The organism is Roseateles sp. GW821-FHT03B02, assembly GCF_059421025.1.
Genome location: NZ_JBWKUV010000008.1, coordinates 21399 through 42747, shown reverse-complemented (window position 1 = coordinate 42747; position 21349 = coordinate 21399). Strand labels below are relative to the sequence as shown.

Annotated in this window: 23 protein-coding genes; 7 read left to right on the top strand and 16 right to left on the bottom strand. The window is 68.4% G+C overall.

The features are described from left to right. Window positions 1-2: 2 nt before the first annotated feature. Genes nirD through AC07VX_RS19915 form a run of 3 tightly spaced genes read left to right on the top strand, consistent with a single transcriptional unit; the run spans window position 3 to window position 2903 of the window. The gene (gene nirD / locus AC07VX_RS19925; RefSeq protein ID WP_493166321.1) at window positions 3-326 is read left to right on the top strand and encodes a nitrite reductase small subunit NirD; all 324 of its coding nucleotides are present in this window, start codon (window positions 3-5) and stop codon (window positions 324-326) included. Window positions 327-355: 29 nt separating this feature from the next. Further along, entirely contained in the window at window positions 356-1168 is an 813-nt protein-coding gene (locus AC07VX_RS19920) for a formate/nitrite transporter family protein (protein ID WP_493166322.1), read from the top strand. 7 nt (window positions 1169-1175) lie between these two features. Next, entirely contained in the window at window positions 1176-2903 is a 1728-nt protein-coding gene (locus AC07VX_RS19915; RefSeq protein WP_493166323.1) for a bifunctional protein-serine/threonine kinase/phosphatase, read from the top strand. A gap of 3 nt (window positions 2904-2906) precedes the next feature. On the opposite strand, the gene ntrC is transcribed toward AC07VX_RS19915, so the two are convergent. From ntrC to phaC, 13 genes are all read right to left on the bottom strand, one after another. Then, on the bottom strand, window positions 2907-4379 hold the full coding sequence (gene ntrC / locus AC07VX_RS19910; protein WP_493166324.1) for a nitrogen regulation protein NR(I): 1473 nt from the start codon (window positions 4377-4379) through the stop codon (window positions 2907-2909). A gap of 34 nt (window positions 4380-4413) precedes the next feature. Then, on the bottom strand, window positions 4414-5511 hold the full coding sequence (gene glnL / locus AC07VX_RS19905) for a nitrogen regulation protein NR(II) (protein ID WP_493166325.1): 1098 nt from the start codon (window positions 5509-5511) through the stop codon (window positions 4414-4416). A 35-nt stretch (window positions 5512-5546) separates the two neighbouring features. Continuing rightward, complete coding sequence (locus AC07VX_RS19900) at window positions 5547-6041, bottom strand: hypothetical protein (RefSeq protein ID WP_493166326.1); 495 nt, start codon at window positions 6039-6041, stop codon at window positions 5547-5549. A 99-nt stretch (window positions 6042-6140) separates the two neighbouring features. Further along, window positions 6141-7556 (bottom strand): type I glutamate--ammonia ligase, encoded by a 1416-nt coding sequence (gene glnA / locus AC07VX_RS19895; protein WP_493166327.1) that lies wholly within the window; start codon window positions 7554-7556, stop codon window positions 6141-6143. A 164-nt stretch (window positions 7557-7720) separates the two neighbouring features. Further along, on the bottom strand, window positions 7721-8512 hold the full coding sequence (locus AC07VX_RS19890; RefSeq protein ID WP_493166328.1) for a competence/damage-inducible protein A: 792 nt from the start codon (window positions 8510-8512) through the stop codon (window positions 7721-7723). A gap of 6 nt (window positions 8513-8518) precedes the next feature. Continuing rightward, the gene (locus tag AC07VX_RS19885; protein WP_493166329.1) at window positions 8519-9352 is read right to left on the bottom strand and encodes an EI24 domain-containing protein; all 834 of its coding nucleotides are present in this window, start codon (window positions 9350-9352) and stop codon (window positions 8519-8521) included. Then, entirely contained in the window at window positions 9352-10329 is a 978-nt protein-coding gene (locus tag AC07VX_RS19880) for a sterol desaturase family protein (protein ID WP_493166330.1), read from the bottom strand. Before AC07VX_RS19880 ends, AC07VX_RS19885 begins: the two co-directional genes overlap by 1 nt. Further along, entirely contained in the window at window positions 10326-11102 is a 777-nt protein-coding gene (locus tag AC07VX_RS19875; RefSeq protein WP_493166331.1) for a polysaccharide deacetylase family protein, read from the bottom strand. The genes AC07VX_RS19880 and AC07VX_RS19875 overlap by 4 nt, the downstream gene beginning before the upstream one ends. Further along, window positions 11099-12085 (bottom strand): YncE family protein, encoded by a 987-nt coding sequence (locus AC07VX_RS19870; protein ID WP_493166332.1) that lies wholly within the window; start codon window positions 12083-12085, stop codon window positions 11099-11101. Before AC07VX_RS19870 ends, AC07VX_RS19875 begins: the two co-directional genes overlap by 4 nt. A gap of 105 nt (window positions 12086-12190) precedes the next feature. Then, the gene (locus tag AC07VX_RS19865) at window positions 12191-13003 is read right to left on the bottom strand and encodes a TIGR00266 family protein (RefSeq protein WP_493166333.1); all 813 of its coding nucleotides are present in this window, start codon (window positions 13001-13003) and stop codon (window positions 12191-12193) included. Between the two features lie 118 nt (window positions 13004-13121). Then, complete coding sequence (gene phbB / locus AC07VX_RS19860; RefSeq protein WP_493166334.1) at window positions 13122-13859, bottom strand: acetoacetyl-CoA reductase; 738 nt, start codon at window positions 13857-13859, stop codon at window positions 13122-13124. 30 nt (window positions 13860-13889) lie between these two features. After that, window positions 13890-15074 carry an acetyl-CoA C-acetyltransferase gene (locus AC07VX_RS19855; protein WP_493166335.1) on the bottom strand — a complete coding sequence of 395 codons (1185 nt, stop codon included), beginning with the start codon at window positions 15072-15074 and terminating at the stop codon, window positions 13890-13892. A gap of 20 nt (window positions 15075-15094) precedes the next feature. Further along, a complete protein-coding gene (phaC, locus tag AC07VX_RS19850; protein ID WP_493166336.1) occupies window positions 15095-16768 on the bottom strand; it encodes a class I poly(R)-hydroxyalkanoic acid synthase in 1674 nt (557 codons plus the stop codon). A gap of 118 nt (window positions 16769-16886) precedes the next feature. Here phaC and AC07VX_RS19845 point away from each other — a divergent pair, with 118 nt between their 5' ends. After that, window positions 16887-17153 (top strand): hypothetical protein, encoded by a 267-nt coding sequence (locus AC07VX_RS19845; protein WP_493166337.1) that lies wholly within the window; start codon window positions 16887-16889, stop codon window positions 17151-17153. Here AC07VX_RS19845 and pgeF read toward each other — a convergent pair. Beyond that, window positions 17073-17801 (bottom strand): peptidoglycan editing factor PgeF, encoded by a 729-nt coding sequence (pgeF, locus tag AC07VX_RS19840; protein WP_493166338.1) that lies wholly within the window; start codon window positions 17799-17801, stop codon window positions 17073-17075. The two genes, AC07VX_RS19845 and pgeF, sit on opposite strands and share 81 nt — an antisense overlap. Beyond that, window positions 17791-18426 (bottom strand): maleylacetoacetate isomerase, encoded by a 636-nt coding sequence (gene maiA / locus AC07VX_RS19835; RefSeq protein ID WP_493166339.1) that lies wholly within the window; start codon window positions 18424-18426, stop codon window positions 17791-17793. The genes pgeF and maiA overlap by 11 nt, the downstream gene beginning before the upstream one ends. Before the next feature lie 31 nt (window positions 18427-18457). On the opposite strand from maiA, the gene AC07VX_RS19830 reads away from it, so the two are divergent. Both AC07VX_RS19830 and AC07VX_RS19825 read left to right on the top strand, forming a co-directional pair. After that, window positions 18458-19012 (top strand): NUDIX hydrolase, encoded by a 555-nt coding sequence (locus AC07VX_RS19830; protein ID WP_493166340.1) that lies wholly within the window; start codon window positions 18458-18460, stop codon window positions 19010-19012. 55 nt (window positions 19013-19067) lie between these two features. Then, entirely contained in the window at window positions 19068-19838 is a 771-nt protein-coding gene (locus AC07VX_RS19825) for a substrate-binding periplasmic protein (protein WP_493166341.1), read from the top strand. 16 nt (window positions 19839-19854) lie between these two features. Here AC07VX_RS19825 and AC07VX_RS19820 read toward each other — a convergent pair whose 3' ends face one another. Beyond that, complete coding sequence (locus AC07VX_RS19820; protein WP_493166342.1) at window positions 19855-20349, bottom strand: ornithine carbamoyltransferase; 495 nt, start codon at window positions 20347-20349, stop codon at window positions 19855-19857. A gap of 200 nt (window positions 20350-20549) precedes the next feature. On the opposite strand from AC07VX_RS19820, the gene AC07VX_RS19815 reads away from it, so the two are divergent. Then, complete coding sequence (locus AC07VX_RS19815) at window positions 20550-21332, top strand: Crp/Fnr family transcriptional regulator (RefSeq protein WP_493166343.1); 783 nt, start codon at window positions 20550-20552, stop codon at window positions 21330-21332. Window positions 21333-21349 lie beyond the last annotated feature (17 nt).

The window sequence follows — 21349 nt, the reverse complement described above, 5'->3', positions numbered from 1 at the left end:
CCATGACCTACACCCCCATCTGCAGCGTCGACGACATCCTCCCCGACACCGGCGTCGCCGCCCGCGTCGGTGACCGCCACGTGGCCGTTTTCCGCATCGGCGCCGAGCGCTTCCATGCCATCGACAACATCGACCCGCGCTCCGGCGCCAGCGTGCTGGCCCGCGGCCTCGTCGGCAACCTGGGTGAGCGCATCGTCGTCGCGTCGCCCCTCTACAAAAACCATTTCGACCTCACCACGGGCGAATGCCTGGAAGCGCCCGAGCAATCGGTGCGAGCCCATGCCGTGCAGGTGCAGGACGGTCGAGTCCTGGTCGCATTGAACTGAATAACTTAAGGCGTGAGAGGAGACAAACCATGGCCTATGTCGTACCCACCGAGTTCGTCACCAAGATGGTGGACGCGGGTGAATCCAAGCTGCTGATGTCCACGCGGGACACGCTGATCCGCGCCTACATGGCCGGCGCCATCCTGGCCCTGGCCGCGGCCTTCGCGGTGACGGTCAGCGTCAACACGGCCAACCCGCTGCTGGGCGCCGTGCTGTTCCCGGTCGGCTTCATCCTGCTTTACCTGATGGGGTTCGATCTGCTGACGGGCGTGTTCACGCTGGTGCCGCTGGCCGTGCTGGACAAGCGCCCGGGCGCCACCTGGGGCGGCGTGTTCCGCAACTGGACGCTGGTGTTCTTCGGCAACTTCGCCGGCGCGCTGACGGTGGCCGTCTTCATGGCCATCATCTTCACTTTCGGTTTCAGCGAGGCGCCCAACGCGGTCGGCCTGAAGATCGGCAGCATCGGCGAAGGCCGCACGGTGGGCTACGCGGCCCACGGCGCCGCCGGCATGCTGACGCTGTTCATTCGCGGCGTGCTGTGCAACTGGATGGTCTCCACCGGCGTCGTCGCGGCGATGATGTCGACCTCGGTGTCGGGCAAGGCCATCGGCATGTGGATGCCGGTCATGGTGTTCTTCTACATGGGCTTTGAGCACAGCATCGTCAACATGTTCCTGTTCCCCTCGGGCCTGATGCTGGGCGGCAAGTTCACGATCATGGACTACCTGATCTGGAACGAGATCCCGACCGTGCTGGGCAACCTGGTGGGCGGCATCACCTTCGTCGGACTGTCGCTGTACTCGACCCACTACAAGACCGCCCCGAAGCGCGCCCTGACCTGAAACCGGCATGGGCGCAGCCCTGAAGCTCGCTCTGGGCCAGCACTCCGAGGCTGGTCCCAAGCTGCTAAACCAGGACTTCCACGGCGCGGCCCTGCCGACCGAAGAGCAGCGCCGCTCCCGCGGCGTCGCGCTGGCGATTGCCGACGGCATCAGCAGCAGCCCGGTCAGCCAGGTCGCCAGCGCCGCCGCGGTGCGCGGCTTCCTGGAGGACTACTACGGCACCTCCGAGGCCTGGACGGTGCGCCGCGCCGCGCAGTGCGTGCTGGCCGCCACCAACGGCTGGCTGCATGCGCAGACGCAGCGAGGCGATGGCCGGTTCGACAAGGACCGCGGCCATGTCTGCACCTTCAGCGCGCTGGTCTTCAAGGGCCGCGAGGTGCATCTGCTGCACGTCGGCGACACGCGCGTCTACCGCGTCCACCCCGGCGCGCTGGAGCAGCTGAGCCAGGACCACCGCGTGCGGCTGGACGGCGGCCAGACCTACCTGGGCCGCGCCTTGGGCATCAGCCCGCACCTGGAGGTGGACCACGCCAGCTGGCCCACCGAGGTTGGCGAAACCTTTCTGCTCGCCACGGACGGCGCCTACGAGCATCTGGATGCGCTACTAGTCATCAACACGCTGGCCCGCCACGGGCAGGATCTGCAGGGTGCCGCCGAGGACCTCGTCGCTGCGGCGCTGGCGCGCGGCAGCCGGGACAACGCCACCGTCATGCTGGCCCGTGTCGAGTCCCTGCCCGACCGGCTTGCCCCCCCGGTACGGCGCGAACGGCTACGCCTGCCGCCGCGGCTGTCGCCGCGCATCGAGTTCGAGGGCTACCGTGTCGTGCGCGAGCTCCATGCCAGCGCGCGCAGCCAGGTCGTGCTGGCCGTCGACGACGAAGGACGCGAGTGGGCGCTGAAGCTACCTTCCGCCGAGCTGGGCACCGACGGCCAGGCCCTGGACCGTTTCGCCATCGAGGAATGGGTGGCACGGCGCGTCGACAGCCCGAACGTCATCAAGGCCGCGCCGGCCGAGAAGCGGCGCGAGCACCTCTTCACCGCGATGGAGTTCATCGCCGGCCAGACGCTGTCGCAGTGGATGACGGACCATCCCGGGCCCGGCCTGGACGAGGTGCGCCAGCTCGTCGACCAGATCGCCCGCGGCCTGCAGGCCCTGCACCGCAAGGAGATGCTGCACCAGGACCTGCGGCCCGAGAACCTGATGATCGACCGCCAGGGCACCGTCGTCCTCATCGACCTGGCCTCGGCCCATGTGGCGGGCCTCAGCGAAGGCCTGGGCGACAGCCGCGCCACCGCCATCGCCGGCACGCTGCAGTACACGGCGCCGGAATACTTCATCGGCGACGGCGGCACGCCGCTGTCCGAACTGTTCTCGCTGGCCGTGCTGGCCTACCAGATGCTGACCGGCGCCCTGCCCTACGGCCTGCAGGTGACTCAGGTGCGCAGCCCGCGCGACCTGCACAAGCTGCAGTATGTGCCTCTGCGCACCCGCCGCCCCGACCTGCCCGAATGGCTGGACCGTGTGCTGCGCAAGGCCCTGCAGCCACAGCCGCTGCGGCGCCAGCAGGCGCTGTCGGAGTTCGTGCACGACCTGCACGCCCCCGGCTCCGAATTCATGGACCGCGACCGCACGCCGCTGCAGCAGCGCCACCCGCTGCTGTTCTGGCGCGGGCTGACGCTGCTGTTCGGGCTGTCGACGCTGGTGCTGCTGGGCTTGCGCGTGACGGGGCGCTAGCCGCTAGACGTCCAGGCCCAGCTCCTGGATCTTGCGTGTGATGGTGTTGCGGCCGATGCCGAGCTTCTGCGCCGCCTCGATGCGGCGGCCGCGCGTGATGTCGAGCGCCGTCAGTATGAGCTGGGCCTCGAAGCGCTTGGTCAGCGCGTCCCAGACCTCTGGGTCACCCGCCAGCAGCCGGGCGCGCGCGTCGGCGGCCATGTCGGCCAGCCAGCCTTCACCGCTGCTGGTGCTTGCCGGCGCGGCGGCCGGCATGGGCGCCGCGGCGCTGGGCTGGACCGGCGCCGGGCCGGTCATCGCCGTCGTGGAGGGCGCGGGCACATAGCCTGGCTGCAACTCGTCGGGCAGGTCCTTGGGCTCGACGACCTGGCTGGGTGCCATGACGCTGAGCCAGTGGCAGATGTTCTCCAGCTGTCGCACATTGCCGGGGAACTCGAAGTTGGTGAGCACGGCCAGCGCCGCATCGCTCAGACGCTTGGGCTCGACGCCAAGTTCGGTAGCGCTGCGCTGCAGGAAGTGGCGGGCCAGGGCCGGCACGTCCTCCTTGCGCTCGCGCAGCGGGGGCAGGCGCAGGCGGATGACGTTGAGGCGGTGGAACAAGTCCTCGCGGAACACGCCCTGGCGCACGCGCTCTTCCAGGTTCTGGTGCGTGGCCGCGATGACGCGCACATTGCTGCGCAGCGGGCTGTGGCCGCCGACGCGGTAGAACTGGCCGTCGGAGAGTACGCGCAGCAGCCGTGTCTGCAACTCGAAGGGCATGTCGCCGATCTCGTCGAGGAAGAGCGTGCCGCCGTCGGCCTGCTCGAAGCGGCCGCGCCGCGAGGCCTGGGCGCCGGTGAAGGCGCCGCGCTCGTGGCCGAAGAGCTCACTCTCCAGCAGGTCCTTCGGGATCGCCGCGGTGTTGATGGCAACGAACGGGCCCTCGCCGCGCGGGCTGTGCTTGTGCAGGGCGCGGGCGACCAGTTCCTTGCCCGAGCCGCTCTCGCCGGTGATCATCACCGTGACGTTGCTCTGAGAGAGGCGGCCGATGGCGCGGAACACGTCCTGCATGGCCGGTGCCTGGCCCAGCATCTCGGGCACCTGTGCGGCGGCCTCCTGTTCGCCGGCCTCGCGCTGGCTCTCCTCCTGTGCGCGGCGGATCAGCTCCACGGCGCGCGGCAGGTCGAAGGGCTTGGGCAGGTACTCGAAGGCCCCGCCCTGGAAGGCCGACACGGCGCTGTCCAGGTCGGAGTAGGCCGTCATGATGATGACCGGCAGCGCCGGCAGCTTGGCCTTGACCTTGGCGAGCAGTTCCAGCCCCGACCCGCCCGGCATGCGGATGTCGGAGACCAGCACTTGCGGTGAATCGTCGTCGAGCGCGGCAAGCATGTCGCGCGCATTGCTAAAAGACCGCACCGGCAGGCCTTCGCGCGCCAGCGCCTTCTCGAGCACGAAGCGGATCGAGTGGTCGTCGTCAACAACCCAGATGGATTTCATGCGGTTCCTCAGCCGCGCCCCTCGTCTTGTGGACTCAGGGCAACGGCAGCGTGATTCGGAAATTCGTCAGGCCCGGCTCGCTCTCGCAGTCGATCATGCCCTGGTGCTGTTGGGCGATCGTCTGCGCAAGCGTGAGTCCGAGGCCCGAGCCGCCCTCCCGCCCTGAGACCAGGGGAAAGAAGATGCGATCTCGGATCTCGGCAGGGACGCCGGGACCGTTGTCCTCGATATGCAATTCCAGTGCCAAGCGCCAGCGCTGCTTACCAATCGTCACCTGGCGAGCGACACGTGTGCGCAGCACGATCTGGGCGTCGCCAGCCGCGATGCGCGAACTCAGCACTTGAGCGGCGTTCTGCACGATGTTCAACACCATCTGGATGAGCTGTTCGCGGTCGCCGCGGAAGTCCGGCAGCGAGGTGTCGTAGTCGCGCTGGATGACCAGGCCCTTGGGGTGCTCGATGAGCACCAGCGCGCGCACCCGCTCGCAGATCTCGTGGATGTTGACGTCGCCGACCACCTGGGCCTTGCGGTGCGGCGCCAGCAGCCGGTCGACCAGGCTCTGCAGGCGGTCGACCTCGTGCACGATGACCTGGGTGTATTCGGTCAGCTCGGGGTTGCCGTCCTGCAACTCCAGCGCGAGCAGCTGGGCCGCGCCGCGGATGCCCCCCAGCGGGTTCTTGATCTCGTGGGCCAGGTTGCGCGTGAGCTCCTTGGTGGCCTGGACCTGGTCGAGGCTTCGCTCGTCGCGGTCCTGGCGGGCCTGCTGGGCGATCTCGATGAGCTCCACCAGCACGCGAGGCTCGCCGTCGTCGCCGGCGTCCATCTGCGACACGATGACGTGCACGGGCAGGCCGTCCTCGTGCGCCCAGGAGCCGCGGCGCAGCAGCGCGTCGAAACGGCTGCTGGAGTAATGGTTGGCGGCCACGCCAGCCAGGGTCTCGGTCAGGCGCTGCGCATCGTCGAACCAGTCGGGCAGCGGGGCTCTCTGCACCGTGCGGCGCGACAGCCGCATGATGTTCTCGAAGGCGGCGTTGGCGAACAGGCATTCGCCGTCGGCGCTGGCGACGATGACCATGGTCGCCAGCAAGTCCAGGCCGGCGAACTCGGCCGGCAGCAAAGAAGTGTCAGTCATGGCGCTGGGAAAAACCTCCCGCGGCGCCGGAGGCCTCAGGAGGGAAGCTTTGCGATCTCGCGTTTGAGCGCCTGCACATCGGCCTCGTAGCGGGCGATGTTGTCCTTGAGCTCGGCCATGCGGTCCAGGTACTTCTGGTAGTTGCGCTCGTCGCCGCGACGCTCGCCCTGGCCGTTGTTGAATTCCTTCTGCGCACTGGCCAGGCGGTCCTCGGCCTGGCGCAGTTCGGTCTGCAGCACGCGGCGGCGCTCGTCGTCGCGCACCCGCTGCTGGCCGGCATCGACGCGGTTGTCACCACTGCGCGAGCCTTCGGCGGCAGGTGCGGCCGCCGCGCCGGGGCGCGGCTTGGGCGACTGCAGCACGGTGATGGGCGTGCCCTCGATCGTGCGGCAGCCCTTCTCGGCGGCCTCCTTGGCGGAGAGCGCGTCGGTGTAGAGCACCGGTGGGCCGGGGCAGCGGTAGACGGTGCCCTGGGCCTGCGCGCCCAGGCTGGCCAGGACAAGCAAAGGTGCCAGCAGTCGATTCAGCATGGCGGGATTGTGGCTCAGCGCAACCAACAAAAAAGGGGCCGCGCCAGCGGCCCCCTTCCATGGGGATGACACAGGCAGCGTGCTTGCTGCCCATGACCATCACAGCGCGTAGTACATGTCGAATTCGACCGGGTGCGTGGCCATGCGGAAGCGGGTCACTTCCTGCATCTTCAGGTCGATGTAGGCGTCGATGTAGCTGTCGGTGAACACGCCGCCCTTGGTCAGGAAGGCGCGGTCCTTGTCCAGATACTCCAGGGCCTGGTCGAGGCTGTGGCAGACGGTCGGGATCTTCGCGTCTTCCTCGGGCGGCAGGTGGTACAGGTCCTTGGTGGCGGCTTCGCCCGGGTGGATCTTGTTCTCCACGCCGTCCAGGCCGGCCATCAGCAGCGCGCTGAAGGCCAGGTAGGGGTTAGCGGAAGGATCCGGGAAGCGCGCTTCGATGCGGCGGCCCTTGGGGTTGCTGACGTAGGGGATGCGGATCGAGGCCGAGCGGTTCTTGGCCGAGTAAGCCAGCTTGACCGGGGCTTCGAAGCCGGGAACCAGGCGCTTGTAGCTGTTGGTGCCGGGGTTGGTGATGGCGTTCAGCGCGCGGGCGTGCTTGATGATGCCGCCGATGTAGTACAGCGCGAATTCGCTCAGGCCAGCGTAGCCGTCACCGGCGAACAGGTTCTTGCCGTCCTTCCAGACGGACTGGTGAACGTGCATGCCGCTGCCGTTGTCGCCCACCAGGGGCTTGGGCATGAACGTGGCCGTCTTGCCGTAGGCATGGGCGACGTTCACGATGATGTACTTCTGCAGTTGCAGCCAGTCGGCACGCTGGACCAGCGAGCTGAACTTGGTGCCGATTTCCATCTGGCCGGCGTTCGCCACTTCGTGGTGATGCACTTCGACCGGGATGCCCATCTGTTCGAGGATCAAGCACATCTCCGAGCGCATGTCCTGGCCGCTGTCGACCGGGGGCACAGGGAAGTAGCCGCCCTTGACGGTGGGACGGTAGCCGCTGTTGCCGTGCTCGTATTCCTTGGAGGAGTTCCAGGCACCTTCTTCGGACTCGATCTTGAAGAACGAGCCGGACATTTCGTTGCCCCAGCGCACGCTGTCGAAGATAAAGAACTCGGGTTCCGGGCCGAAGTAGGCGGTGTCGCCCAGGCCTGAGGCCTTCAGGTAGGCCTCGGCACGCTTGGCCAGCGAGCGGGGATCGCGCTCGTAGGCCTTGCCGTCGGCGGGGTCGACGACGTCGCAGGACAGGATCAGCGTCGGCTCTTCGAAGAAGGGGTCGATGTTGGCCGTGTTCGGGTCCGGCATCAGCAGCATGTCGGAGGCTTCGATGCCCTTCCAGCCGGCGATCGAGGAGCCGTCGAAGGCGTGACCCGAAGCGAACTTGTCTTCGTCAAAGTGGGAGACGGGCACGGTCGTGTGCTGCTCCTTGCCACGGGTATCGGTGAAGCGGAAGTCGACGAACTTGACTTCGTTCTCCTTCACCATGTTCATCACGTCGGCGACGGTCTTGGCCATCAAAAGCTCCTAGCGGGATCGGTCAGGGGTGGTTTGCCGCCGCCAGCACACGCGCGCCAGCGGCCACGGGGGAATTCAAAGCAGTTTGCATGCCAGATGCACCGACATGGGTTGCCCCCGGCGGTGCCGGGCATTATGTGACGGCGCCGATCAGGGTGCGAGAACTATCGCACCAGCTCAGTGCTGATCGATGCACCAAAATGGATCACGCCCTGTTTGAGGGCGTCATAGGCGGCAACAAGGCTGTCGGCCTCGCCTTTCACGCCCAGCTCGATGCACCGCCCCCATTGCGGGTGATCGACGCTCGGCAGGCTGAAGACCTTGATGCCGGGGAAGCCGGCTTCCACAGCCTCCATCAGAGGCGTCAGGCTGGCTTCCATCGCGCCCTGCACGATCAGCGAACGCTCGACGACGCCCAGCTTGCGGTGCAGTTGCGGATGGCGATCCAGCACCCAGGCCATCATCGGATGGGCCATGACGGGGAAGCCCGGCACGAAGTGAACCTTGCCGACGAAGAAACCGGGGATCTTGTTGAAGGGGTTGGGGATGATGCCCGCCCCTTCGGGGAAGACACCCATCTCGAAGCGGCGCAGGCTGTCGGGCTCATCCGCCGTCACGGTCCTGCCCTGCTCCGCGGCCATCTGCTGGATGCGCTGCCAGATCAGCTCGCGCGCCTCGGGGTGCAGGGCCAGCGGGCGGTCCAGCGCCGCGGCGGCGGCCTGGCGCGTGTGGTCGTCGGGCGTGGCGCCGATGCCGCCGCAGCTGACGACGAGGTCGCCGCTCTCGAAGGCCTCGCGCAGCTTGGCGCTCAGCAGTTCGCGGTCGTCGCCCAGGTACTGCGCCCAGGCCAGCTGCATGCCGCGCTCGGACAGCAGCTCGATGAACTTGGCCAGGTGCGAGTCCTGGCGTTTGCCGGACAGGATCTCGTCGCCGATGATGAAAAGCCCAACGCGCATCGGTGGTCAGCTCTCGATGAGGACGGCGGATTCGGCCACCGGTTCCGCGGCTCGCCAAGCCTGCAGCGCGGCCAGCGCGTAGTGCGCGAACCAGGCCGTGGAGAAGGCGAACACCAGGGTGTACAGCCAGATCGCCACCAGCACAACGAAGGGGGCGAAGATGACGCCGGTCACGCCGGAGACAGCCCAGATCAGCGACGGCACGGCACCGAGGTAGCCGCAGATGACACCCATCGTCAGCATCGGGATGCGATGCTCCTTCAGCAGCACGCGGCGCTCGTCGGCCGAGGCATGTTCGGCCAGCACGTCGAAGCCGAACACGCGGTAGGTGAGCCAGCCCCAGATCAGCGGCGGCAGCACCATGACCAGCGGCGGGATCAGCCACAGCGGCATGGACAGCACGATGAGCACCAGGGCCAGCAGCGTGGCGCCCAGCGACGCCGCCGCGCTCTGCAGCAGCGTGCCTCCGCGCTTCTTCTCCAGCAGCGGAAAGCGTCGTTGCGCAACCAGGCCGACGATGGCCGGCGTCATGCACAGCGCGACGAGCAGCAGGCTCAGCAGCAGCACGACGGGCAGCACCGCCGCCAGCACGACCATGGCCGCCAGCGCACTGCGAAAGGCCTGCAGGCCCATCGCGTCCAGCCACTGCAGCAGGCTCTCGATGAGGCGCCAGCTCTCCAGCGTGGCGCGCACCGCGGCGATGGCGCCTTCCCAGAAGAAGAACATGAAGCCGAACACCAGCACGCCCGCGATGGCCAGCGGCAGCAGCGACAGCGCGATGACACGCGGGTGCAGGCAGTAGGCGGCGGCGCGCCAGAAGGAATCGACGAGGCCTTGCATCAGGCGGGCTTCCGCAACGAGGTGGCCAGCCGCGTCAGCCCCAGCCATTGCTGGCGCCAGAAACCTCGTCCATAGTCGCGGCCGCCTTCCTCGGGAAGTTGGTCGCGCACGCCGGTGGCGTCGAAGCGGTTCTCGAAGCTGGCCGTGCGGAACAGCATGTCCCACAGCGGCAGCAGGACGCCGAAGTTGTGCCCGCCCAGCGTGCCGCGGCCGCCGGATTCGTGGCCGATGCCGATGCTGTGATGCAGGCGATGGAATCGCGGGCTGATCAGCAGCCGCTCGCCGATGCGGCCGAAGCTGATGCGCGCGTTCGCGTGCTGCAGGCTCTCGTGCAGCTGCGTGACGACGGTGATGGCGACGAACTGCCCCGGCTCGACGCCGATGAAGCGCGCCAGCAGCGCGAAGGCGGTGGCGAGGAGGACGTCGTCCAGCAGATGCACGCGGTTGTCGCTCCACATCGTCATCTGGCGCTGGCTGTGGTGCAGGCTGTGCAGGGCCCACCACCAGTTGAACTGGTGCTGGGCGCGGTGCAGCCAGTAGTTCACGAAGTCGAACACGACGAGGTAGAGCAGGAAGCTCACCCAGGCGATGTCGGTCACGCCGGGCCACAGGGCGTCGAGCTGCCAGGTGGGCATGCCGGCCATCCTCAGCTGTCCGGCGATGCCGTCCCACAGCGGCTGGATGCTGAAGAACATCGTCAGCCGCACCAAGCCCAGGCGATGGATCAGCGTGTAGACCACGTCGGTGCGCACGGCGGCATGGTCGGTCACCGGCTCCACGGGCCAGCGGCGCTCCAGCAGGCCGATGCCCAGCAGCAGCACGGCGATCTGGATCAGCCCCCACAGCAGCCAGCCTGTCGCATCGAAAGCGTCCTCCAGCAGATTGCCAAGCCCCAGGCCGAAGACCACGGGCTGCACCAGGCTCTCGTAGAGGGCCAGCTGGAGGCTGTCGAAGGCGTTGGAAATCCAGTCGATCACGGCTTGTTGAACAGCGGGGCAAAGCGCGGATGTTCGCGCAACGGAGCGAAGCATAGGCCGCGTTGCTCCAGCCCTGTCATCAAGGGCTCCAGCACCGCCGGCGCCCAGGGATCCTGTCGCTCCCAGATGCCGAGGTGGGCCAGCAGGATGTCGCCGGGCCTGACGTCGCGCAGCGCCTTCTCCAGCAGCTGGGCGTTCGGGTAGGTCTGGCTGGGCAGCTCGTCGCCAAGGAAGCCCGCGCGGCTCCAACCCACGTGCGTGAAACCGCAGGCCTTGGCCGCGTTCAGCAGCGCCGTGGAAGTGCGTCCGGCCGGCGCGCGGAACACCGGCGCCAGCGGCCGGCCCGTCATCGCCACGAAGCGCTCGCCGACCTTCCTCAGGCTGGCGCAGTACTGCTCGGCGCTCAACTCGCGCACGACGGGCGGGTTGACGCCGGCCTGGGTACGCACCTTGAAGCGCGTCACCCTGCCATCGACGTCCGGCAGGTCTTCCAGGAAGACGTCGTGATCCCAGGTGTGGGCGCCGAAGTCGTGCCCCTCGGCCACCCGCTCGCGCCACCAGGGCGCCCAGCTGTCATCCAGCGTCGTGCCGCCGGTCTTGGTGGGCTCGCTGGCGAGGAAGAAGGTCGCGCGGGCGTTATGGCGCTTGAGCGTCTCGGCGATCAGCGGCGCGACGCCCATGTGGCCGGTGTCGAAGGTGAGGTAGACCGGCTTGTCGCAAGCCGGCTGGGCTGCGGCCGCCGTGGCAGCCAGCAGCAGGGCGAAAGCCTTCATAGACGCGGTTGGTGATCCAGCGTCCAGATGCCGTGCGGCGACTTGCCCACCTTCACCTGGCGCACGACCTTGCGCGTGGTCGTGTCGATCTGCGTGAGCTTGCCGGCCCAGCGCGAGGTGACGAGCAGGGTCTTGCCGTCGGTCAGCAGCTCCATGTCGTCCGGGCCGGCCGGGCCGGGGAACTGGTCGACGACGCTCATGCTCGTCAGGTCGATCTTGCTGATGGTGTTGGCCGCGCGGTTGCTGACGAGCACGTGGCGCTTGTCGCCCCAGGCACGGAAGGAGTGGGCGCCGTCGCCGGTCTGGATGCGCTTGGCCAGCTTGGGCGCGGCACCGCTGACGTCCCAGACCTCGACGAACTTGTCGCCAGTCAGGCCGACGAGCAGGAACTTGTCGTCCGGCGACAGGTAGATGTCGGCCGGCATCTTGCCGACCGGCTGCTTCCACTTGATGGCCTGCGTGGCCAGGTCGATGGCCAGCAACTCGTCGCTGTCCTGCAGGCTGACGTAGAGCGTGGTGCTCCTGGTGTCGATGTTCAGGTGGCTGGGCGTCTTGGGCGCCGAGATGCGCTTGACGAGCTGCAGCGGCTCCTGGGCCGTGCTGCCCTGCCAGCGGTAGAGGTCCACGCGGTCCAGCCGGTTGGAGGCGGTGATGAACCACTTCATGTCCGGCGAGAAGCGCAGGTGGTAGGGGTCAGAGATGCCGCGCACCACGCGCTGCACCTCGGCCGTGCGCGGGTCGATGAAGGTCAGCGAGTCGCCCAGCGCGTTGGCGACGATGAGGGATTTCTCGTCGGGCGACAGGTAGAGGTGGTGTGGCTCCTTGCCGGTCGGGAAGCGCTTGACGACGCTGAAGCTGACGGGGTCGATGACGGAGATGTCCGCGTCCAGCGAGTTCAGCACGAAGATCGGCGGGCGCGCCGGCTGGGCCTGCGCCCCCAGAGTTGCCACCAATCCCAAGGCCCATGCCCAACTGCGCAACATCCCAAGCACTCCAAGTAAAAAGGGCGGCCCGTTGCCGCCCTCTACCCACAGAAGTTTAAACGGCCGGCCTGCGCCGGCCCTGTCCCAGGTCAAACCCCGCCCGACTTACTCGTCATCTCCACCCAGCAGCCCGCCCAGCAGGCCGCCGCCGGCAAAGCCGCCCAGCACCGAGCCCTCCTCCTTGTGCCCGCCCATTTGCGGCGCCGCCGCGAAGATGCGCGAGGCCAGGCGCGAGAACGGCAGGCTCTGCAGCCAGACCTCGCCCGGGCCGGTCAGCTTGGCCAGGAAGAGCCCTTCGCCGCCAAACAGTGCCGTCTTGATCTTGCCGACGTACTGGATCTCGAAGTTCACGTCGGGCGTATAGGCCACCACGCAGCCGGTGTCGACCAGCAGCGTCTGCCCGGGCTGCAGGCTGCGGCGCACGATGGTGCCGCCGGCATGCACGAAGGCCATGCCGTCGCCGTCGAGCTTTTCCATGATGAAGCCCTCGCCGCCGAAGAAACCGGTGGACAGCTTCTGCTGGAAGGCGATGCCCAGGCTCACGCCGCGCGCCGCGCACAGAAAGGCGTCCTTCTGGCAGATCAGCGTGCCGCCCAGTGCGCGCAGATCCATCGGGATGATCTTGCCGGGATAGGGCGCAGCGAACGCTACGCGCTGCTTGCCGCTGCCATGGTTGGTGTAGACCGTCGTGAACAGCGACTCGCCCGTCAGCAGCCGCTTGCCTGCGCCCAGCAGCTTGCCGAGGAAGCCGCCCTGGCTGGCCGAGCCGTCGCCGAACACAGCATCCATGCCGATGGACGAGTCCATGAAGAACATCGACCCGGCCTCGCCGATGGCCGCCTCGCCGGGATCGAGTTCGATCTCGACGAACTGCATCTCGGCACCCTTGATTTCAAAGTCGACTACATCCATGGCCATGCGGCTCTCCTGCTGGGAAAAACGGGCCGGATCATAGTGAAGGGCGCCGCCCGGTTCGAGCAAAAGAAAAGGCCGACTGCGCAGCAGCCGGCCTTCAGCGAGGCACAAGCAGCCGGGATCAGCCCATGTGCAGACCGCCGTTGCAGGAGAAGTCCGCGCCGGTCGTGAAGCCGCTGTCCTCGCCGGCCAGCCAGGTCACCACCGAGCCGATCTCCTCGGGCGTGCCCAGGCGCTTGACGGGGATGGTGGCGACGATCTTCTCCAGGATCTCCGGCTTGATGGCCTTGACCATGTCGGTGCCGATGTAGCCCGGGCTGACGGTGTTCACCGTCACGCCCTTGGCGGCCAGTTCCTGGGCCAGGGCCATGGTGAAGCCGTGCATGCCGGCCTTGGCGGCCGAGTAGTTGGTCTGGCCGGCCTGGCCCTTCTCGCCGTTGACCGACGAGATTTGGATGATGCGGCCCCAGCCCTTTTCCACCATGCCCGGCACGACCTGCTTGGTCACGTTGAACATGGAGTTGAGGTTGGTATCGATGACGGCCTTCCAGTCCTCGGGCGTCATCTTCAGGAACATGCGGTCCTTGGTGATCCCGGCGTTGTTGACCAGCACGTCGATGGCGCCGTGCTCGGCGATGGCCTTCTGGAAGGCCTCCACCGTCGAGTCCCAGTCGGCCACGTTGCCGACCGAGGCGTAGAACGTGTAGCCCTGGGCCTTCTGCTCATCCAGCCACTTCTGGTAGTCGCGGCTGGGGCCGCAACCGGCGATGACCTTGAAGCCAGACTTGGCCAGCTTCTGGCAGATGGCGGTGCCGATACCGCCCATGCCGCCGGTGACGTAGGCAACTTTTTGGCTCATTGGATGTCTCCTGTTGTGGTGGGGTGAGTATCAGCGTTCGACGGTCAGGGCCACGCCCATGCCGCCGCCGATGCACAGGGAAGCGATGCCCTTCTTGGCGTCGCGCTTGACCATCTCGTGCAGCAGCGTGACGAGCACGCGGCAGCCGCTGGCGCCGATGGGGTGGCCCAGCGCGATGGCGCCGCCGTTGACGTTGACCTTGCTGGTGTCCCAGCCCATCTCGTTGTGCACGGCACAGGCCTGGGCCGCGAAGGCCTCGTTGATTTCCAGCAGGTCCAGGTCGGCGGCCTTCCAGCCGGCGCGCACCAGCGCCTTCTGCGCGGCGGGCACGGGGCCCATGCCCATCAGCGCGGGGTCCAGGCCGGCAGAGGCATAGGAGGCGATGCGGGCCAGCGGCGTCAGGCCCAGGACCGCGGCCTTGGCAGCCGTCATGACGACCACGCCGGCCGCGCCGTCGTTCAGGCCCGAGGCATTGCCCGCCGTCACGCTGCCGGCCTTGTCGAAGGCGGGGCGCAGGCCGGCCAGGGCCTCGGCGTTGCTCTTGCGGTTGATGAACTCGTCGGCGGCGAAGACGATGGGATCGCCCTTCTTCTGCGCGATGCTGAACGGCACGATCTCGTCCTTGAAGCGGCCGGCGTCCTGCGCCGCGGCGGCCTTCTGCTGGCTGGCCAGCGCCAGCGCGTCCTGCTGCTCGCGGGTGATGCCGTACTTCTTCGCGACGTTCTCGGCGGTGATGCCCATGTGGTACTGGTTGTACACGTCCCACAGGCCGTCAACGATCATCGTGTCGATCATCTTCCAGTCGCCCATGCGCTGGCCGTCGCGCGAGTTGGGCAGCACGTGGGGGCTGAGGCTCATGCTCTCCTGGCCGCCGGCGATGACGATCTCGCTGTCGCCGTCGCGGATGGCCTGCGCCGCCAGCATCACGGCCTTCAGGCCCGAGCCGCAGACCTTGTTGATCGTCATCGCGGGCACGGCCTGCGGCAGGCCGGACTTGATGACGGCTTGCCGGGCAGGGTTCTGGCCCACGCCGGCCGTCAGCACCTGGCCGAGGATGACCTCGTTGACCTGGTCGCCCGCGAGGCCCGTGCGGCGCAGCAGGTCCTGGATGACGGCGGCGCCGAGTTCGCTGGCGGGCGTCTTGGCGAGCGTGCCGCCGAACTTGCCGATGGCGGTGCGCGCGGCGGCGACGATGACGATGTCTTGTTGGCTCATGTGAGTCTCCGTTCGAAGGTTCAGGCTTTGACTTTGACGTAGCGACCGGGCGCGGGCTCGATCGCCTTGAACTTGCGGTTGCCCGGCGCCTTGGGCGCGGGCTTGTTGGGGCCGGCATGCGAGGCCAGCCAGGCGGACCAGTCGGTCCACCAGCTGCCCGGGTGCTCGGTCGCACCGGCCAGCCAGGCCTCCGGGTCGGCCGGCAGGGCCGTGCCCTTGCCAATCCAATGGCTGCGCTTGCCCTTGGCCGGCGGGTTGATGACGCCGGCGATGTGGCCCGAGGCGCCCATGACGAAGCGCTTCTTGCCCTTGAAGATCTGCGTGTTCCGGTAGGCGGCCTGCCAGGGCACGATGTGGTCCTCGCGCGAGCCGTAGATGTAGACCGGGCAATCGATGGCGCCGAGGTCCAGCTTCTCGCCGCAGACGGTCAGCCTGCCCGGCACTTTCAGCTCGTTCTGCAGATAGGTGTGGCGCAGATACCAGCAGTACATGGGGCCGGGCAGGTTGGTCGAGTCGCCGTTCCAGTACAGCAGGTCGAAGGCCGGCGGGGCCTCGCCCTTGAGGTAGTTGCCGACGACGTAGTTCCAGACCAGGTCGTTGGGACGCAGGAAGCTGAAGGTGGTGGCCAGTTCCTTGCCGTGCAGCAGCTGCGGCCCTTGCGGGGCGTCGGGGCCGAGCGTGGCCTCGCGCAGACGCACGCTGGCCTCGTCGACGAAGATGTCCAGGATGCCGTTGTCGGCGAAATCCAGCAGCGTGGTCAGCAGCGTGAGGCTGGCGGCGGGTTGCTCGCCGCGCGCGGCCAGCACGGCCAGGGCCGTAGCCAGGATGGTGCCGCCGACACAGAAGCCCAAGGCGTTGATCTTGTCCTGCCCCGAAATCTCCTGCACGACGCGGATGGCCTGGATGGCGCCCTGCTCGATGTAGTCGTCCCAGGTCAGTGCCTTCACCGACTCGTCGGGGTTGCGCCAGCTGACGACGAAGACGCGGTGGCCCTCGGCCACCGCGTAGCGGATCAGCGAGTTGTCCGGCTGCAGGTCGAGGATGTAGAACTTGTTGATGCAGGGCGGCACCAGCAGGAAGGGGCGGGCATGCACCTCGGCGGTCAGCGGCGCGTACTCGATGAGCTGAAACAGCTCGTTCTCGAAGACGATGCTGCCGGGCGTCGTCGCCACGTTCTTGCCGACCTCGAAGGCGCTCTCGTCCGTCTGCGACACATGGCCGCGCTGCACGTCACCCCACAGATGCTGCAGGCCGCGGGCCAGCGTCTCGCCCTTGCTTTGCAGCGCCAGCTTCTGGGCCTCGGGGTTCAGCGCCAGGAAGTTGCTGGGCGAGGCCGCATCGACGAACTGCTGCACGGCGAAGCGGATGCGCGCCTTGGTCTTGTCGTCGGCCTCGACCTGCTCGGCCATGCGCGACAACGTGCGGCCGTTGAGCAGATAGAGCTGGCTCAGGAAATGGGCCGCCGGGTTGGCCCGCCACTCGGGCGCGGCGAAGCGGCGGTCTCCGGCGACGGGTGCTTCGCCCTGGCCCAGCGAGGTGTTCCACAGCGCCGAGGCCTGCTTCAGGTAGTCGGCCTGCAACTGGGCCAGCGCTGCTGGCGAGATCTGCGGCAGATGCGCCATCTGCTGCATCAGGTCTGCGAAGGGCTGCCCCTCCGCCGCGGGGGGCGCATCGTTCTTCTTGCGAGTGGCCATGTGTTCCTCGGAGCTCCCGCCTCAGCGGTGTTGTCTTGGTCCGTTGCAATAAGCTTGCCACATTCCGCTGACCCGGCTTTGTAACCCTGCGCGCTGACGCGCCAATGACACTCTTCTCATGTACCTCGTTGCCATCGCCTGGGCCTATGTCGCGTTGATGATGGCCGCCGCCGAAGCCACCAGCCCGCAAGGCACGCTGTTCGGCGCCTTCGTCACGCTGATGCTGTACGGCGTGCTGCCACTGGGCCTGCTGCTCTACATCCTCGGCACGCCGGGCCGCAAGCGCAGGCGGCGCGCGGCCGAGTCAGCGGCCGAGGCCGATGCAGGCGGCCATGCGGCCACGGGGCCGGCCCAGAGCCTCGCCCCGGAACGAGAAAAAACGTGAATCATCGGTCAGCGTGCACCAGGCGCCGCCGCTGATTTGGGTGACACCGGCGGCCTCCAGGCGTTCGCGAGCCAGCAAGGGCAGGTCCGCGCGCCAGCGAGGCTGCGGGTTCGGCCGGTAGAGAAAGCCCGGCTGGTCGCGCCCGACGGGCTCGCGGCCGAAGGCCTGCACCACCTCCGGCCCGACCTCGAAGGCCTGCGGGCCGATGCAGGCGCCCAGCCAGGCCTTCAGGTCGCGCGGCTCGCAGCCCGCGGCGGCGCAAAGCTCGGCCACCGTGTTCTCCAGCACGCCGGCCGCGAGGCCGCGCCAGCCGGCGTGCGCGCCGGCCACGCCGCCCGGCGCGGCGAACAGCACCGGCAGACAGTCGGCGACGAGGATGGCCACGGCCAGCTCCGGGTCGGTGGACACCGCCGCATCGGCCCGCGGCGCGTTGTCGTCGTGCCAGTCGGCACGCAGGCGCACGACGCCGGCGCCATGCACCTGGTCCAGGAAGACCGGTCGGGCGCCCAGCACGTCCGCAAGGCCGGCGCGGTTGGCACGCACCTCGTCCGCGTCGCCTGCCTTGCGGCCGAAGTTGGGGCCACGCGTCGTCATGAAGGCCGCCACGCCGGGCCATTCGGGCCGGAGCCAGGCTGGATCAGGCCGCATCGGGGCAGACGCTCGGGTGCGTGTTGGCAAAGGCCGGCAGGGCCAGGCAGGCGGCGTTCACGCGCAGCACGGTCGGGTAGTCGTCCAGCGGGCACTCGAAGCGCTGGGCGTTGTAGACCTGGGGCACCAGCAGGCAGTCCGCCAGGCCCGGCGCGTCGCCGAAGCCGAACTGCCCCGCCGTCGCCTTCAGGCGCTGCTCGACGATGGCCAGGCCGGTGGCGATCCAGTGGCGGTACCAGCGGTCCACCGTGTCCTGCTCCTGACCGAGATCGCTCTTCAAATAGCGCAGCACGCGCAGGTTGTTCAGCGGGTGGATGTCGCAGCCGATGTCCTGGGCCAGCGCCCTCACCTGCGCGCGTGCCACCGCATCGCGCGGCAGCAGCGGCGGCTCGGGATGCGTCTCGTCCAGGTACTCCAGGATGGCCATGGACTGGCTCAGCCAGCGCCCGTCGTCCAGCACCAGGGCCGGCACCAGGTGCGACACCTGCTGGTTGGCGAAGGGCTCGGCGAACTGCTCGTTCTTGGCGAGGTGGATGGACGCGTAGTCATAGTCTAGCCCCTTCAGCGCGAGGCCGATGCGCACGCGCCAGGAGGCCGAGGAGCGGAAGTAGTTGTAGAGCTTCATGGCCTTAATTTAGCGCCTCTAAACTGACTGCATGCCTTTCCCCAGCCCGCTCAGACATTGCCCTGCCTGCGGCACCGCCGTGGAGTACCGCATTCCCGCCGACGACAGCCGCGAGCGCGCGGTCTGTCCGGGCTGCGGCGCCATCCACTACCAGAACCCGCTAAACGTGGTCGGCACGCTGCCCGTCTGGGAGCCCGACGGCCGCGTGCTGCTGTGCCGGCGTGCCATCGAGCCGCGCCATGGCTTGTGGACGCTGCCGGCCGGCTTCATGGAGCTGAACGAGACCACAGCCGAGGGCGCCCTGCGCGAAACGCAGGAGGAGGCCGGCGCCGATGTGGAGATGGGGCCGCTGTACACCGTGCTCAACGTCGTGCGCGTCGGCCAGGTCCACCTCTTCTACCGTGCCCGCCTGCGCTCGCCCGAGTTTGATCCCGGGCCGGAGTCGCTGGAGGCCCGCCTCTTCGACGAGGACGACATCCCCTGGGACGAGATCGCCTTCAAGACGACGCGCGAGACGCTGCGCTGCTTCTTCGAGGACCGCCGCCGCGACGGCGTCTACGGGCTGCACGAGCTCGACATTCCTTGATCCACGCGCGGCCGGCGCGCATCATCGGTTCCGTCTCCAACGGAGGGAGCTGAGCATGCAGACACGGCGCGTGTGGTGCAAGGCAGGGCTGGGTTGGATGGGTGGGCTGGGCCTGAGCGGGCCGGCCCACGCGGTGCCTTGGCGGGCGGTGGGTTCTCAGTTCGCGCGCATCTTCGAGGGTGCGGAGGGCCAGGCCCCCAGGGGCTTGGCGGTGGACCTGCTGGGCATGCTGTTCGGCGATGGCGTGCGCTGCGAGTGGCTGCCCTGGTCGCGCGCCCAGCTGATGCTGGAACAGGGCGAGGCCGACATCCTCATCGGCCCCTACCGCACGCCGGAGCGCGAGGCCCGCATGCTGTTCAGCGTGCGCTCCTTCTACTCGGATGCCATGGTCTGGTACGCCCGCCGCGGCGAGGAGGCGCGCTGGACGGGCGAGTTCGCCGAGCTGGCGCAGACGCCGGTGGCGGCCGTGCGTGGCTGGGCCTACGGCAGCCGGTTCGAGCGCATGAAGACCTCGATGAACCAGCTGACCTGGGTACAGAGCGTCGACGCCGGCCTGCAGATGCTGACGAAGCGCCGCGTCGAGCTGTTCGCGGCCAACGACCGCAACTGCCTGCCGGTGCTGCAGCGCCTGGGCCTGGCGGACGCCGTCGCACGCTGCTCGCCGCCGCTGGACGTGCTGCACGGCCACATGGCTTTCGCACGCAGCGCGGCCGGCGAAGCCCTGTCGCAGCGCTACGACCAGGCCTTCGAGCAGTGGCTGCGCACCGGCTCGGCCGCCGAGCTCTACCGCCGCTGGGGCGTGGACCGGCCCGTCACGGCGTCCTAGAGGCTGCCGGCGGGACTCAGGTCACGCTGGCGAGCAGGGCCGCCTGCAGCACGCTGCGGCGCTTGACCTGAGCGGGCGCCTCGCCGTCGAGCTGCTCCACGAGCGCCACCGTCGGGTGAGCGGGCGTGGCCAAGCCGGCGAAGACGGGAATGCCCGCGCCGCGCGCGATGCGCCGCACGAGGTCGGCCGGCAGGTGCTGGCACTCCACCGCGTCGTAGAGCTGGCCCAGCACGCGGGCCATCGCCGCGATCTGCGGCTCGCTGCTGCCTTCGTGAAGGCCAGCCTGCACGAAGGACACATGGGCACCGAGGGCCCGGGCGGCCTGGATGAACTCGATGGCCCCCTCGTCGCCGCAGTCGGGCGACAGCAGCGCCAGCTGCTTGCCCGCCATCAGCTGCGCCCCCACCGCCCCCGCCCGGGCCAGGGCACGGGCCTGGCGCAACAGCGCGGCCGCCTCGGCGGGGTTGGAGAAGTCGGCACCGACGGCGCCTTCGCGGGCATGGGAACACATGGCTCGGCAGCGTACCGAAGCGAATTGCGTGGGCCTTGATGAAAGTCAACGCCACCGAATCTCCTTTGCTGTTGAGCCCATCGTCACCGTCTGTTCACGTGCCGTTACGCAGCGCTACCGAGCGACGTCGCGCATTGCTCGTGCATTGGCGCACGCGTCCTAGGATGACCTGCATTGAACGCCCCCCACCGGAGAACCGCATGCAGCCCATCGTCCCGCAGCCCGTCGCCCACCCCATCGCCCCGATCGCCCTGGCCCGCCCGGCCACCCTCGGCAGCCGCGACGACGCTCGGGCCGGCACCGGCCAGCGCATCGCCGACACCCTCAAGCTGATCGCCGCCGTGCTCAGCCCCAAGCGCCGCATCGTGCATGCCGGCGACGTCATCTACCGCGCCGGCGAGCGCTTCGAGCAGCTGCACATCCTGAACTCGGGCTTCTTCAAGCTGATCAGCATGTCCAGCGACGGCCGCGAGCAGGTCGTCGGCCTGCGCTTTCGCGGCGACTGGCTGGGCTTCAGCGCCATCTCCCAGGGCAACTACGGCTGCGACGCCATCGCCCTGGACACCGCCGAGGTCTGGACTGTGCGCTACGACACCCTGCTGCAGGCCTGCGCCCAGCACCCCGCGCTGATGGCCGTCGTGCACGAAGCCATGAGCAACGAGATCATGCGCGACCGCGACTCGCTGATGGCCATCTGCACGCTCCCCGCCGACGCTCGCGTGGCCACCTTCCTGCACTACTGGGCCGATGCCCTGGCCGTGCGCGGCCTGCGGGCCGACCAGTTCAGCCTGCGCCTGACGCGCGCCGAGATCGGCAACTACCTGGGCCTGACGCTGGAGACCGTCAGCCGCGTGCTGTCCCGGCTGGCCCGGGCCGAGCTGATCGCCTTCAACGAGAAGAGCCGCCGCGACATCTGCATCCCCGACTTCCACGCCCTGTCGGCCTATGTGGAGCGCCGCGACGCCCGTGCCGGCCTGCACTGAGCCCTGCGACGTCGACG

What these genes read in the sequence shown, in the direction of transcription:
- nirD (WP_493166321.1), top strand. Translation starts at nt 3, where the DNA reads ATGACCTACACCCCCATCTGCAGCGTCGACGACATCCTCCCCGACACC.
- AC07VX_RS19920 (WP_493166322.1), top strand. Translation starts at nt 356, where the DNA reads ATGGCCTATGTCGTACCCACCGAGTTCGTCACCAAGATGGTGGACGCG.
- AC07VX_RS19915 (WP_493166323.1), top strand. Translation starts at nt 1,176, where the DNA reads ATGGGCGCAGCCCTGAAGCTCGCTCTGGGCCAGCACTCCGAGGCTGGT.
- ntrC (WP_493166324.1), bottom strand. Translation starts at nt 4,379, where the DNA reads ATGAAATCCATCTGGGTTGTTGACGACGACCACTCGATCCGCTTCGTG.
- glnL (WP_493166325.1), bottom strand. Translation starts at nt 5,511, where the DNA reads ATGACTGACACTTCTTTGCTGCCGGCCGAGTTCGCCGGCCTGGACTTG.
- AC07VX_RS19900 (WP_493166326.1), bottom strand. Translation starts at nt 6,041, where the DNA reads ATGCTGAATCGACTGCTGGCACCTTTGCTTGTCCTGGCCAGCCTGGGC.
- glnA (WP_493166327.1), bottom strand. Translation starts at nt 7,556, where the DNA reads ATGGCCAAGACCGTCGCCGACGTGATGAACATGGTGAAGGAGAACGAA.
- AC07VX_RS19890 (WP_493166328.1), bottom strand. Translation starts at nt 8,512, where the DNA reads ATGCGCGTTGGGCTTTTCATCATCGGCGACGAGATCCTGTCCGGCAAA.
- AC07VX_RS19885 (WP_493166329.1), bottom strand. Translation starts at nt 9,352, where the DNA reads ATGCAAGGCCTCGTCGATTCCTTCTGGCGCGCCGCCGCCTACTGCCTG.
- AC07VX_RS19875 (WP_493166331.1), bottom strand. Translation starts at nt 11,102, where the DNA reads ATGAAGGCTTTCGCCCTGCTGCTGGCTGCCACGGCGGCCGCAGCCCAG.
- AC07VX_RS19870 (WP_493166332.1), bottom strand. Translation starts at nt 12,085, where the DNA reads ATGTTGCGCAGTTGGGCATGGGCCTTGGGATTGGTGGCAACTCTGGGG.
- AC07VX_RS19865 (WP_493166333.1), bottom strand. Translation starts at nt 13,003, where the DNA reads ATGGCCATGGATGTAGTCGACTTTGAAATCAAGGGTGCCGAGATGCAG.
- phbB (WP_493166334.1), bottom strand. Translation starts at nt 13,859, where the DNA reads ATGAGCCAAAAAGTTGCCTACGTCACCGGCGGCATGGGCGGTATCGGC.
- AC07VX_RS19855 (WP_493166335.1), bottom strand. Translation starts at nt 15,074, where the DNA reads ATGAGCCAACAAGACATCGTCATCGTCGCCGCCGCGCGCACCGCCATC.
- phaC (WP_493166336.1), bottom strand. Translation starts at nt 16,768, where the DNA reads ATGGCCACTCGCAAGAAGAACGATGCGCCCCCCGCGGCGGAGGGGCAG.
- AC07VX_RS19845 (WP_493166337.1), top strand. Translation starts at nt 16,887, where the DNA reads ATGTACCTCGTTGCCATCGCCTGGGCCTATGTCGCGTTGATGATGGCC.
- pgeF (WP_493166338.1), bottom strand. Translation starts at nt 17,801, where the DNA reads ATGCGGCCTGATCCAGCCTGGCTCCGGCCCGAATGGCCCGGCGTGGCG.
- maiA (WP_493166339.1), bottom strand. Translation starts at nt 18,426, where the DNA reads ATGAAGCTCTACAACTACTTCCGCTCCTCGGCCTCCTGGCGCGTGCGC.
- AC07VX_RS19830 (WP_493166340.1), top strand. Translation starts at nt 18,458, where the DNA reads ATGCCTTTCCCCAGCCCGCTCAGACATTGCCCTGCCTGCGGCACCGCC.
- AC07VX_RS19825 (WP_493166341.1), top strand. Translation starts at nt 19,068, where the DNA reads ATGCAGACACGGCGCGTGTGGTGCAAGGCAGGGCTGGGTTGGATGGGT.
- AC07VX_RS19820 (WP_493166342.1), bottom strand. Translation starts at nt 20,349, where the DNA reads ATGTGTTCCCATGCCCGCGAAGGCGCCGTCGGTGCCGACTTCTCCAAC.
- AC07VX_RS19815 (WP_493166343.1), top strand. Translation starts at nt 20,550, where the DNA reads ATGCAGCCCATCGTCCCGCAGCCCGTCGCCCACCCCATCGCCCCGATC.